We start from the raw sequence: 13,103 nt of genomic DNA on the forward strand, positions 1-13,103 counted from the left end.
GCAATAACAATAGGAACCAGCCATGTCTGATATCCTGAAGAACGATGTGGACCCGATAGAAACGCTGGAGTGGCTTGCCTCTCTGGAATCCCTGCTGCGTGAAGAGGGTCCGCAACGCGCTCAGTTCATTCTTGAACAGCTTGCCGAGAAAGCCCGCGTAAGCGGTGTGGATGTAGCTGCCAAGGCGAATCGCGACTACATCAACACCATCCCGTCCAGTGACGAACCGGCTTATCCGGGCGATCTGGAGATGGAACGTCGCATCCGCGCCATCATCCGCTGGAATGCCATGATGATAGTGCTGCGCGCCTCCAAGAAAGACCTGGACCTCGGCGGTCACATGTCTTCCTTCGCTTCCTCCGCGACCATCTACGAAGTCTGCTACAACCATTTCTTCCGCGCTCGCAGCGAGAAGGACGGTGGTGATCTGGTTTACTTCCAGGGTCACATCTCCCCGGGCATCTACGCTCGTGCGTTCGCTGAAGGTCGTCTGACCGCAGATCAGCTGGACAACTTCCGTCAGGAAGTGGACGGCAAGGGTATCCCTTCCTATCCGCACCCGAAGCTGATGCCGGACTTCTGGCAGTTCCCGACCGTCTCCATGGGTCTGGGCCCCATCGCCGCCATCTATCAGGCTCGCTTCCTGAAGTACCTGACCGACCGTGGCATCAAAGATTGCTCCGAGCAGACCGTTTACGCCTTCCTGGGTGACGGCGAGATGGACGAGCCGGAAGCCAAGGGCGCCCTGACTGTTGCCGTGCGTGAAAAGCTCGACAACCTGGTGTTCGTGGTCAACTGCAACCTGCAGCGTCTTGACGGTCCTGTTGTCGGTAACGGCAAGGTCATCAACGAGCTGGAAGGGCTGTTCGCAGGCGCCGGCTGGGATGTCACCAAGGTTATCTGGGGTCGCAAGTGGGATGAGCTGCTGAAGAAAGACACCTCTGGCAAGCTGATCCAGCTGATGAACGAAACCGTGGATGGCGACTATCAGACCATGAAGTCCCGTGATGGCGGCTACGTGCGTGAGCACTTCTTCCACCGTTACCCGGAAACCGCCGCACTGGTCAAAGACATGACCGACGAGGAGATCTTCGCCCTGAACCGCGGTGGTCACGACCCCCGTAAACTGTTTGCCGCTTTCTCCAAAGCCGCAGCGACCAAGGGCAAGCCGACTGTCATCCTGGCCAAGACCATCAAGGGTTATGGCATGGGCGAAGCGGCCGAAGGCAAAAACATTGCTCACCAGGTCAAGAAGATGGATCTGGGCTCTGTGCGTCACCTGCGCGATCGTTTCAACCTGCCGGTCACCGACGAGCAGCTCGAAGCGCTGCCGTACCTGAAGATCGAAGAGGGTACCGAAGAGCACAAGTACCTGCACGCTCGTCGCGCAGCGCTCAAAGGCTATGTACCGACCCGTCTGCGTGAGACCACCACTCAGCTGGACATCCCGGCGCTGGAGACCTTTGGTCCCCTGCTGGGCGAGCAGGCTCGCGAGATCTCCACCACCATGGCGTTCGTGCGTTCCCTGAATGTGCTGCTGAAAGACAAGTCCATCGGCAAGCGCATCGTCCCTATCCTGGCTGACGAAGCCCGTACCTTCGGTATGGAAGGTCTGTTCCGCCAGATCGGTATCTACAGCCCGCACGGTCAGCAGTACACCCCGCAAGACCGCGACATCGTCTCCTACTACAAGGAAGACAAGCAGGGTCAGGTTCTGCAAGACGGTATCAACGAGCTGGGCGCCATGTCCTCCTGGCTGGCTGCTGCGACCTCTTACAGCACCAACGACTGCCCGATGATCCCGTTCTACATCTACTACTCCATGTTCGGCTTCCAGCGAGTCGGCGACATGGCGTGGGCAGCCGGTGACCAGCAAGCCCGTGGCTTCCTGCTGGGCGCGACCTCGGGTCGTACCACCCTCAACGGCGAAGGTCTGCAGCACGAAGATGGTCACAGCCACATCCTGGCGAACACCATCCCGAACTGCATCTCCTATGACCCGTCCTACGCCTATGAAGTGGCGGTGATCGTACAGGACGGCCTGCGCCGTATGTACGGTGAGAACCCGGAGAACGTGTTCTACTACATCACCACCCTGAACGAGAACTATGCGATGCCGGCCATGCCGGAAGGCGCTGAAGAGGGTATCCGCAAGGGTATCTACAAGCTGGAAACCGTTGCCGGCACCAAGGGCAAGGTACAGCTGCTGGGTTGTGGTTCCATCCTGGGCCATGTGCGCACCGCTGCCCAGATCCTGGCCAGCGAATACGGCGTGGGTTCCGACGTGTTCAGCGTCACCTCCTTCAACGAACTGGCCCGTGACGGTCAGGACGTGGATCGCTGGAACATGCTGCACCCGACCGCCGAGGCTCGCGTACCGTACATCGCTACCGTACTGGGCTCCGACGCTACCATCGCCGCGACCGACTACATGAAGTCCTTCGCTGATCAGGTCCGTGCCTTCGTACCGACCGAGCATTACCGTGTACTGGGTACCGACGGTTATGGCCGTTCCGACAGCCGTGCCAACCTGCGTCGTCACTTCGAAGTGAACGAATTCTACGTGGTGGTTGCTGCCCTGACCGAACTGGCCAAGCGCGGCGAAATCGACAAGCAGGTTGTGGCCGACGCCATCGCCAAGTACGGCATCGATGCCGACAAGGTCAACCCGCTGTACGCGTAAGAGGATCAAGAGCCGTGTCGGGACAAGCTGCCCGGCATGGCCTTGCAAAGGTTAACGCGAGATACGCGTGAGGGCGGTCAGTCAGTCACGCGGATACACGCAAGAGGATAAAGCACTATGTCCAAACAGATTATGGTTCCGGATATCGGCGCCGATGAAGTTGAAGTCACCGAGATCATGGTGGCCGTGGGTGACAAGGTCGAGCTCGACCAGTCCCTGATCGCCGTAGAAGGTGATAAAGCCTCCATGGAAGTCCCGGCACCGGCTGCCGGTATCGTCAAAGAGATCCTGATCAAGGTGGGCGACAAGGTTGCCACCGGTTCCCAGATCATGATCTTCGAAGCGGAAGGCGCAGCTGCGCCGGCGCCTGCTCAAGCCGCCGCTGCACCGGCTGCTGCTGCAGCCAAAGACGTGCACGTCCCCGACATAGGTGATGATGAAGTCGAAGTGACCGAGATCATGGTTGCCGTGGGCGACATGGTTGAAGCTGACCAGTCCATCATCGCGGTGGAAGGTGACAAGGCTTCTATGGAAGTCCCTGCGCCGTTCGCGGGCCGCGTGGTCGAGATCAAGGTTGCCGCTGGCGCCAAGGTCTCTACCGGTTCCCTGGTGATGGTATTTGAAGTGGCTGGCGCTGCGCCTGCCGCCGTTGCCGCGCCGGTTCAGGCTGCCGCTCCGGTGGCTGCTGCCCCGGTGGCCGCCGCTGCCAAAGAGGTCAATGTACCTGACATTGGCGGTGACGAAGTCGAAGTGACCGAGATCATGGTCGCCGTGGGTGACAAGGTCGACGCCGACCAGTCCCTGATCGCGGTGGAAGGCGACAAGGCCTCCATGGAAGTGCCTGCACCGTTCGCCGGCATCGTCAAAGAGATCAAGGTGAAGGCGGGTGACAAGGTCTCCACCGGTTCCCTGATCATGGTATTCGAAGTGGCTGGTGCTGCTCCGGCCGCCGCAGCTGCCCCGGTTGCTCAGGCTGCCGCCCCGGTTGCTGCTGCCCCTGTTGCCGCTGCTCCGGCTCCGGTTGCCCAGGCTGCTGCCGCTTCCGACTTCGTTGCCAACGACGCCTACGTACATGCCGCCCCGGCCGTACGTCGCCTGGCCCGTGAGTTCGGTATCAACCTGGCCAAGGTGAAAGCCTCCGGTCGCAAGGGTCGCATCGTCAAAGAAGACGTGCAGGCCTATGTGAAGGATGCGGTCAAGCGCGCCGAGTCCGCCCCGGCAGCCGGTACCGGCACTGGCAACGGCATGAGTGTCCTGCCGTGGCCCAAGGTTGACTTCAGCAAGTTCGGCCCGGTCGAAGAGCTGGAACTGACCCGGATCCAGAAGATCTCCGGTCCTGCCCTGCATCGCAACTGGGCCATGATCCCGCACGTCACCCAGTTCGACGAAGCCGATACCACAGATCTGGAAGCGTTCCGCAAAGAGCAGAACCTGCTGGCCGAGAAGCAGAAGCTGGACGTGAAGATCACCCCGCTGGTGTTCATCCTGAAAGCCGCCGCCAAGGCCCTGGAAGCCCATCCGCGCTTCTGCAGCGCCCTGTCCGAAGACGGCAGCAAGCTGATCATGAAGAAGTACATTCATATCGGTGTGGCAGTCGACACCCCGGGGGGCCTGGTGGTGCCTGTGGTGCGTGACGTCAACAAGAAGGGCATCTACGAGCTGTCTCGCGATCTGGCCGAGATCTCCAAGAAGGCCCGTGCCGGCAAGCTGACCGCTGCCGACATGCAGGGCGGCTGCTTCACCATCTCCAGCCTGGGTGGCATCGGTGGTACCAGCTTTACCCCGATCGTCAACGCGCCGGAAGTGGCCATCCTGGGCGTATCCAAGTCCGAGATGAAGCCGAAGTGGAATGGCAAGGAGTTCGTACCGCGCCTGATGCTGCCGCTGGCCCTGAGCTATGACCACCGTGTCATCGATGGTGCTGATGGAGCCCGCTTCATCACCACCATGAGTGGTGTGCTGTCCGACATTCGTCGACTGGTCCTGTAAGTGAGAGGGCGGGCCCAGAGCCTGCCCTTTTTACTTCTCATTTCATTAACAGGATTGTAAACTTGCCCCGTTTTTTCACGGTTGCAGCCGCTTTGTTTGGCATTGAGTCGGCATAAGACTGCGCCGTCCGGGGATATATAAGAACGACAAAGAGGTCATGATGAGTAAAGAAATCAAAACTCAGGTCGTAGTACTGGGTGCTGGCCCTGCCGGTTATTCTGCTGCTTTCCGTGCTGCCGATCTGGGTCTGGATACCATTATCGTCGAGCGTTACTCCACCCTGGGTGGCGTCTGCCTGAACGTGGGTTGTATCCCGTCCAAGGCGCTGCTGCACGTCGCCAAAGTCATTGAAGAAGCCAAGGCGCTGTCCGAACACGGCATCATCTTCGGTGCCCCGCAGACCGACATCGACAAGGTCCGCCTGTGGAAAGAGAAGGTCATCAACCAGCTGACCGGCGGTCTGGCTGGCATGGCCAAGATGCGTAAGGTGCAGGTTGTTAACGGCTTCGGTAAATTTACCGGCCCGAATACTCTGGAAGTGGAAGGTGCCGACGGCAAGACGACCGTGACCTTCGACAACGCCATCATTGCAGCTGGCTCCCGTCCGGTAAAACTGCCTTTCATCCCCCATGATGATCCGCGCGTATGGGATTCAACCGATGCGCTGGAACTGACTTCCGTACCGGGCAAGCTGCTGGTTATCGGTGGTGGCATCATAGGTCTGGAGATGGGTACTGTGTACTCCTCTCTGGGTTCCGAGATCGATGTGGTGGAATTTGCCGACCAGCTGGTACCGGCTGCCGACAAAGACATCGTCAAGATCTACACCAAGCGCGTGGCCAAGAAATTCAACATCATGCTGGAGACCAAAGTCACCGCAGTTGAAGCCCGTGCAGACGGTCTGTATGTCTCCTACGAAGGCAAGCACGCCCCGGCCGAGCCGGTACGTTACGACAACGTGCTGGTTGCCGTAGGCCGTGTGCCGAACGGCAAGCTGATGGATGCCGAGAAGGCCGGCGTTGCCGTGACCGAGCGTGGTTTCATCGAGGTGGACAAGCAGCTGCGTACCAACGTGGCTCACATCCACGCCATCGGTGACATCGTTGGTCAGCCGATGCTGGCCCACAAGGGTGTTCACGAAGGCCACGTTGCCGCCGAAGTGATCGCTGGCAAGAAGCACTACTTCGACCCGAAAGTGATCCCGTCCATCGCCTACACCGAGCCAGAGATGGCCTGGGTTGGTGTGACCGAGAAGGAAGCCAAGCAACAAGGGCTGAACTTCGAAGTGGCCACCTTCCCGTGGGCTGCTTCCGGTCGCGCCATTGCGTCTGATTGCTCCGACGGTATGACCAAGCTGATCTTCGACAAGGCGAGCGGCCGTGTCATCGGTGGTGCCATCGTCGGTACCAACGGCGGTGAACTGCTGGGTGAAATCGGTCTGGCCATCGAAATGGGTGCCGACGCCGAGGATATCGCGCTGACCATCCATGCTCACCCGACTCTGCACGAGTCAGTGGGTCTGGCTGCCGAAGTGTTCGAAGGTTCGATCACCGACCTGCCGAATGCCAAGGCCAAGAAGAAAAAGTAATTTTCTTCTTCCACTTGTATAAAAAGCCGCTCGTAAGAGCGGCTTTTTGTTTTCTCTGTATCACACAAACTTTTCTAAAGCCGAATAAGCTAAAGACAGGTTTTAGCGCTGACGAGAGAAAACTGATGCTAAAGGCTCCTATTCCACCCGATGAGGCATTGCGACTTGACGCCCTGCGTCGGCTCTCTTTGCTTGATACCGAGGCCGAGGAGCGGTTTGACCGGCTGACCCGCATGGCCCGACGGGTGTTTGATGTACCTATCGCGCTGGTGAGCCTGGTAGATGAAGAACGCCAGTGGTTTAAATCCTGTATCGGGTTGGAGGTCAGTGAGACCGCGCGGGATATCTCATTCTGTGGTCACGCGATCATGGGTAATGAAACCTTTATCGTACCGAATGCCTCGCTCGATCCCCGTTTTGCCGACAATCCGCTGGTGGTGGGTGGGCCTGGCATTCGCTTTTATGCCGGACAGCCATTGCGGATCGCCAACGGCTGCAAATTGGGGACGCTCTGCATCATAGACACTGTGCCGCGGGTCTTGAGTGATGAAGATGTGGGTCTGCTCAAGGATCTGGCGGCGATGGTGGTGCAGGAGCTCGAAGCGGTGCAACTGGCCACCATTGATGAGCTGACCGGTATCTCCAATCGGCGCGGGTTTGTGATGCTGGCAGAGAAAAGCCTCTTGCTGGCAAGTCGAGTGCAAATGCCACTGTCGTTGCTCTATCTGGATCTCAATGGCTTCAAGGGGATCAATGATCGGTGGGGACATGCGGAAGGGGATCGCGCCTTGATTGTCTTTGCCAGTTTGCTCAAGCAGGCTTTTCGGGGCGCCGATGTGTTTGCCCGTATGGGAGGAGATGAGTTCGCCGTCCTGCTGCCCAATGTGGTCGAGGCCCAGGCGCAACTGGCCTATGAACGTTTCAACGCCATTTTGGCCGAGCATAATCGGCACAGCGGTTGCGGTTATGAGTTGGCCTGCAGCACCGGGATAGTCAGCTATGACGGGCGTGGCTGTGTTTCGCTGACTGAGCTGCTCACCCGCGCGGATGAGCTGATGTATCAGCGCAAGCGGGATGGCAAGCACTGACGGTTACGCAGTACGAGAAACCACCAGAAACAACAGAGAGCGCCGCAGCGCTCTCTGTTGTTTCTGGTTCACGTCAAGGAGCAGGTCCGAGCCGGAAGCTGCCAACCAGCTTGCCGAACTGGCCGCAGAGCGGCAGCGGGCTGCGGCTCGACAAGCCGGTGGGCTATGTCGGTCGTCTTGATGTCATCCACGTTGCGGTTGAGTTCGCTCATCACGCTGGACTGCCCCTCGGTGGCGGTGGGCTCATACAGCGGCACCGGATTGTTCAGACCCATTGGCTGCTCGGTGAGTGCGCTATATCGCTGTCGTAGCGGTTGCGGTTCCTTTTTCGCACTTTATAGTAGGCTTCATTGCTCACTTGGCTCGAACTGGATTCAATGGAAAATCATATGCGCATCTTTCATCGGGGATGGACCCACCTGTTTCTGGTTTTGCTGGCTTGCCTGCCGTTCATGGTGGCGGCCCAGTCCGATCGCCCCAAGATTGCTCTGGTACTGAGTGGTGGTGGTGCCAAGGGGGCAGCCCATATCGGTATCCTCAAGGTGCTGGAGGAGAAGCGCATTCCGGTCGACATCATAGTGGGCACCAGCATGGGTGCCTATGTGGCGGGCATGTCCGCCATGGGGCTCAGTGCCGAAGAGGTGGAGCGAACCACGCTCGCCATCGATTGGAGTAAGGGATATCAGGACCGAGTGGGCCGCGAAGAGCTCTCGTTGCGTAAAAAGCAGCAGATAGAGAGGTTTCAGCTGCGTACCGATATCGGTTTTAATGATGGCGCTTTCCAACTACCGAATGGCTTCATTCAGGGGCAGACTATGGCTAGTCTGCTACGACTCGCGACCTTCAACCTGCCGTCATTGCAGAGTTTCGACGATCTGCCCATCCCCTATCGTGCCATGGCGACCGACATGGAGACCGTCACCCCCTTCGTGCTGGATCACGGTAGCTTGGCTAAGGCGATGCAGGCCTCCATGTCCATCCCGGGGGCGCTCAAGCCGGTCAAGTGGGAGGGGCGCATTCTGGCCGATGGTGGCATCGTCAATAACATGCCGGTTGATGTTGCCAAGGCGATGGGGGCTGATGTGGTGATCGCGGTGGATATTGGGGCCAGGCTGCGCACTCAGGAATCCCTCAATTCTGGCCTTGCCATGATTGGCCAGCTCACCACCTTCATGACCCGGGTCGGTACCGACAGGCAGAAGGCGCTGCTGGAGGATGGAGATATCCTGCTGACACCTGACATAGACGACATCGGGATCGCTGATTTTGCCCGTATGCCGGATGGGATCAAACGGGGTGAGATGGCTGCCATGAAGGCTGCACCGGAACTGGATCGGCTTGCCCTGAGCAAGGAGCGTTACAAGGAGTATCGCGATCACAAACTGAGCCGGCGGGCCGAGCGTAGTGGCCAGCCCGCCTACTTCATCGACAAGGTGGAGATCATCAACAACTCGCGCCTCTCGGACGAGACGGTGCGCGCCATGTTGAACGTACGTCCCGATCAGATCCAGACCAATGAGAGCTTGGAGGCTGGGATCCGCCGTCTCTATGCGCTGGAGTCATTTGACCGTATCACCTACAAGATAGAGGAACGGGATGGGGAGAACGTGCTGGTGGTGGATGCCAACGAGAAGAGCTGGGGTCCGGGTTTCCTCAACTTCCAGTTTGGCTTCTCTGACGATTTCGAGAGTAATTCCAACTACAACGTCGGCATGTCCTATACCCTGACCAATGTCAACAAGTGGGGGGCCGAGTGGTTAACAGAGGCCGCGCTTGGTACCTCAAAGCACGTTAAAACAGTCTTCTACACCCCGCTGGAACCATCCCAGACCTTTTACGGTGAGGCGAGCCTGGCTTATAACAAAACCCCGCGGCGTATCTTCAATATTGGGTTGGATGCATCGACTAATCCCGACATCAGCTACTCATTCTTCAGCTCCGAGCTGGCCGTGGGTTGGAACAGTCAGCCCTGGAGCCGTATCTACACGGGACTGGAGGGGCAAATAGGCAGTATCGAGATTAAACAGGCGGGGAATGCCAATGTAGATGCCACCACTTGGGGCCCTTTCATTCACTTTGAGTACGACACCCTGGATAGCCTCTACTTCCCCTACTCGGGAAATAAGTGGGACATGAAGCTGGGTTACTCCCGCGTCAATCTCACTGGGGGAGAACTTGATCAGATGGGCAGGGACAGGGGACTGAACTACAACTTCGCCATGGTCAAGCCTTGGTCGTGGGATCGGCACAGCCTCAACCTGATACTGGAAGGGGGCGGTTCCAATAGTGACGAGATCGTACCGCTCTACGTCCAGGATCTTGGTGGTCCTTTCCGCCTCTCCGGCTTCCAGCGCTATCAGCTGAGCGGTCGCTACAGTCTGCTGGGAGGACTTCGCTATATCTACCGGGTGGCGGATAACGACTTTGGCGCATTCAGGATGCCGCTCTATCTGGGCAGTTCCCTCGAACAGGGCGGGGTATGGAACAAGGGGGCGGAGATCGACTTCGACAGCTCCATTACCGCCGGTTCCGTCTATGTGGGGGTGGAGAGCTTCCTCGGCCCCATCTTCCTCGGTTATGGCGTGGCAGAGGGGGGCAACAACATGTTCTATCTGCAATTGGGCACCACATTCGAATAACGGCCAAATGATGCTTTTTTGTTAACTTATTTCTGGTGTGTCTTTTATATGCTGGAAAAACATGAGCAAGTTTAGATGGTTATGTTGTTTTGGTGAATATCTGTACAGTGTTTGGATTTTAATTAGTCGTTAAAACTTATATAGTGGGGGGCACCCTAAGGGTGTCCCGCAAGGACGATCGCCGCGAGCGTGGGCGACCCCCCAAAAAGACCAAAGAGGAATTAGTCGTGCTTGAAACATACCGTAAACACGTCGCAGAACGTGCCGCCGAGGGCGTGGTAGCCAAACCTCTGGATGCAGAGCAGGTCGCCGCCCTGGTTGAGCTTCTCAAGAACCCGCCCGCTGGCGAACAAGACTTTCTGAAAGAGCTGTTGTCCTCCCGTATTCCCCCCGGTGTTGATGAAGCGGCCTATGTCAAAGCCGGTTTCCTCACCGCCATCGCCAAGGGCGAAGCCCACTCTCCCATCCTGACTGCCGCGCAAGCTGTTGAGCTGCTGGGCACCATGCAGGGTGGTTACAACATTCAGCCGCTGATCGACCTGCTGGACCACAGCACCCTGGCCCCGCTTGCCGCCAAGGGCCTCTCCCACACCCTGCTGATGTTTGACTCCTTCCACGACGTGGAAGAGAAGGCCAAGGCGGGCAATGCTCACGCCAAGCAGGTGATGCAATCCTGGGCCGATGCCGAGTGGTTCCTCTCCCGCCCAGAGCTTGCCGAGAAGATCACGGTCACCGTGTTCAAGGTGACTGGCGAAACCAACACCGACGACCTCTCTCCGGCGCCGGATGCCTGGTCCCGTCCTGACATTCCGCTCCATGCCCTGGCCATGCTGAAAAACGCCCGTCCCGGCATCACTCCGGACAATGACGGCACCGTTGGCCCCATCAAGACCATCGATGCCCTGAAAGAGAAAGGTTTCCCGCTAGCTTATGTGGGCGACGTGGTCGGTACCGGTTCTTCCCGCAAATCCGCCACCAACTCGGTGCTCTGGTTCATGGGCGACGACATTCCGTTTGTGCCGAACAAGCGCGCTGGCGGTGTCTGTCTGGGTGGCAAGATTGCCCCGATCTTCTTCAACACCATGGAAGATGCCGGCGCCCTGCCCATCGAAGTGGATGTCTCTGCGCTTGCGATGGGCGATGTGATCGACATCTACCCGTTTGCCGGCAAGATCTGCAAGCACGGCACCGAGCAGGTGCTGGCCCAGTTTGAACTCAAGACAGAGGTGCTGATCGACGAGGTACGTGCCGGTGGCCGTATTCCGCTGATCATAGGTCGTGGCCTGACCGACAAGGCTCGCGAAGCAATGGGTCTGCCGTTCTCCACCGTATTCCGTCGTCCTGTGCCTGTGGCCGATACCGGCAAGGGTTACACCCTGGCCCAGAAGATGGTGGGCAAGGCGTGTGGCGTGCAGGGCATTCGCCCCGGCACTTACTGCGAGCCTCGCATGACCACGGTCGGCTCTCAGGACACCACGGGCCCCATGACCCGCGATGAGCTCAAAGATCTGGCTTGCCTCGGCTTCTCCGCCGATCTGACCATGCAGTCCTTCTGCCACACAGCGGCCTATCCCAAGCCCATCGACGTGCAGACTCACCACACCCTGCCGGACTTCATCATGAACCGTGGTGGCGTCTCCCTGCGTCCGGGTGATGGCGTCATCCACTCCTGGCTTAACCGCATGTTGCTGCCCGATACCGTGGGTACCGGTGGTGACTCCCATACCCGTTTCCCCATCGGTATCTCCTTCCCGGCGGGTTCCGGTCTGGTGGCGTTCGCCGCCGCCACCGGCGTCATGCCGCTGGACATGCCGGAGTCCGTGCTGGTGCGCTTCAAGGGCGAACTGCAACCGGGCATCACCTTGCGTGATCTGGTTCATGCCATCCCTTACGCCGCCATCCAGAAAGGGCTGCTGACCGTCGAGAAAGCGGGCAAGAAGAACATCTTCTCCGGCCGCATCCTCGAAATCGAAGGTTTGCCGACCCTGAAGGTGGAGCAGGCGTTCGAGCTGGCCGACGCCAGTGCCGAGCGCTCCGCCGCCGGTTGCACCATCAAGCTGGATCAGGCGCCGATCATCGAGTACCTCAAGTCCAACATCGTCATGCTGAAATGGATGTTGTCCGAGGGCTACGGTGACCCGCGCACCATCACCCGTCGCATCAAGGGGATGGAAGAGTGGCTGGCTAATCCTGTGCTGATGGAAGCAGACAAGGATGCCGAGTACGCCGAAATCATCGAGATCGATCTGGCCACCATCAAGGAGCCGATCCTGTGTGCGCCGAACGATCCTGACGATGCCCGTCTGCTCAGCACTGTGGCTGGCGACAAGATCGACGAAGTGTTCATCGGTTCCTGCATGACCAACATCGGCCATTTCCGCGCAGCGGGTAAATTGCTCGAGAAGTTCCAGGGCGAGCTGCCAACCCGCATGTGGATAGCGCCGCCCACCAAGATGGACAAAGATCAGCTGACCGAAGAGGGCTACTACGGCATCTTTGGTCGCGTCGGGGCCCGCATCGAGATCCCGGGCTGCTCCCTCTGTATGGGCAACCAGGCGCGCGTGGCGGAAGGGGCCTCCGTGGTCTCCACCTCCACCCGCAACTTCCCGAACCGTCTGGGCAAGGGGGCCAACGTCTATCTGGCCTCTGCCGAGCTGGCTGCCGTGGCCGCCATCATAGGCAAGATCCCGACCGTGGCCGAGTACCTGCAGTACGCCAAGACCCTGGATGCCACTGCGGCTGACACCTATCGCTACCTCAACTTCAACGAGATAGCCTTCTACACCAAGAAGGCCGATGCGGTGATCCTGCAGCAAGCGGTATAAGGATTGGCGCCGGTTGGCGCAAACAGTCTGATAAAAAGCCCCGGCTCATGCCGGGGCTTTTGTTTGGTCGACCCTTGCCTCTGGTTCTATCTTGCCTGCCCGCGCTCAGGCATTGAGGGATTGCAGCCAGTTCGCCAGTTTTCCATGGGGGCTGCCCGGAATCGGCGGTGCGGGAGCGAGCAGGTGATAGCCGGTGCCATCCGGGATGAATCCGAGCGGGGCGGCCAGCAGGCCGGCGGCGACATCGTCGCACACCAGCCGGTAGGGGCCGATGGCGACGCCGGCCTGCTG

General features: G+C 58.9%; 7 protein-coding genes and 1 pseudogene. 6 read left to right on the forward strand and 2 right to left on the reverse strand.

Annotation, left to right across the window (positions count from 1 at the left end; translation table 11 throughout):
* The first annotated feature begins 22 nt into the window (after positions 1-22).
* From aceE to AAC083_RS13105, 4 genes are all read left to right on the forward strand, one after another.
* Positions 23-2,683, forward strand: coding sequence for a pyruvate dehydrogenase (acetyl-transferring), homodimeric type (gene aceE, locus AAC083_RS13090; protein WP_108536835.1), 2,661 nt, complete (start codon positions 23-25; stop codon positions 2,681-2,683).
* Positions 2,684-2,800: 117 nt separating this feature from the next.
* Positions 2,801-4,672: a pyruvate dehydrogenase complex dihydrolipoyllysine-residue acetyltransferase gene (aceF, locus tag AAC083_RS13095; RefSeq protein ID WP_108536836.1), complete on the forward strand. Its 1,872-nt coding sequence runs from the start codon at positions 2,801-2,803 to the stop codon at positions 4,670-4,672.
* 160 nt (positions 4,673-4,832) lie between these two features.
* Positions 4,833-6,260 (forward strand): dihydrolipoyl dehydrogenase, encoded by a 1,428-nt coding sequence (lpdA, locus tag AAC083_RS13100; RefSeq protein ID WP_042039012.1) that lies wholly within the window; start codon positions 4,833-4,835, stop codon positions 6,258-6,260.
* A 125-nt stretch (positions 6,261-6,385) separates the two neighbouring features.
* A complete protein-coding gene (locus AAC083_RS13105; RefSeq protein WP_108536837.1) occupies positions 6,386-7,348 on the forward strand; it encodes a GGDEF domain-containing protein in 963 nt (320 codons plus the stop codon).
* A 68-nt stretch (positions 7,349-7,416) separates the two neighbouring features.
* Here AAC083_RS13105 and AAC083_RS13110 read toward each other — a convergent pair whose 3' ends face one another.
* On the reverse strand, positions 7,417-7,623 hold the full coding sequence (locus AAC083_RS13110) for a hypothetical protein (RefSeq protein ID WP_108536838.1): 207 nt from the start codon (positions 7,621-7,623) through the stop codon (positions 7,417-7,419).
* Between the two features lie 114 nt (positions 7,624-7,737).
* Between AAC083_RS13110 and AAC083_RS13115 the strand changes: the two genes are divergently transcribed.
* Complete coding sequence (locus tag AAC083_RS13115; protein WP_108536839.1) at positions 7,738-9,987, forward strand: patatin-like phospholipase family protein; 2,250 nt, start codon at positions 7,738-7,740, stop codon at positions 9,985-9,987.
* 227 nt (positions 9,988-10,214) lie between these two features.
* Positions 10,215-12,812 carry a bifunctional aconitate hydratase 2/2-methylisocitrate dehydratase gene (gene acnB, locus AAC083_RS13120; protein ID WP_108536840.1) on the forward strand — a complete coding sequence of 866 codons (2,598 nt, stop codon included), beginning with the start codon at positions 10,215-10,217 and terminating at the stop codon, positions 12,810-12,812.
* 105 nt (positions 12,813-12,917) lie between these two features.
* Here acnB and AAC083_RS13125 read toward each other — a convergent pair.
* Positions 12,918-13,103 (reverse strand): annotated as a pseudogene (locus AAC083_RS13125) (LysR family transcriptional regulator); the annotation flags it as partial.

Origin of the sequence: Aeromonas sp. HMWF014, assembly GCF_963878295.1 — a bacterium.
GTDB classification, from domain to species: domain Bacteria; phylum Pseudomonadota; class Gammaproteobacteria; order Enterobacterales; family Aeromonadaceae; genus Aeromonas; species Aeromonas popoffii.

Coding starts and splice junctions, on each gene's coding strand:
- aceE (WP_108536835.1), top strand. CDS start 23: ATGTCTGATATCCTGAAGAACGATGTGGACCCGATAGAAACGCTGGAG.
- aceF (WP_108536836.1), top strand. CDS start 2,801: ATGTCCAAACAGATTATGGTTCCGGATATCGGCGCCGATGAAGTTGAA.
- lpdA (WP_042039012.1), top strand. CDS start 4,833: ATGAGTAAAGAAATCAAAACTCAGGTCGTAGTACTGGGTGCTGGCCCT.
- AAC083_RS13105 (WP_108536837.1), top strand. CDS start 6,386: ATGCTAAAGGCTCCTATTCCACCCGATGAGGCATTGCGACTTGACGCC.
- AAC083_RS13110 (WP_108536838.1), bottom strand. CDS start 7,623: ATGGGTCTGAACAATCCGGTGCCGCTGTATGAGCCCACCGCCACCGAG.
- AAC083_RS13115 (WP_108536839.1), top strand. CDS start 7,738: ATGCGCATCTTTCATCGGGGATGGACCCACCTGTTTCTGGTTTTGCTG.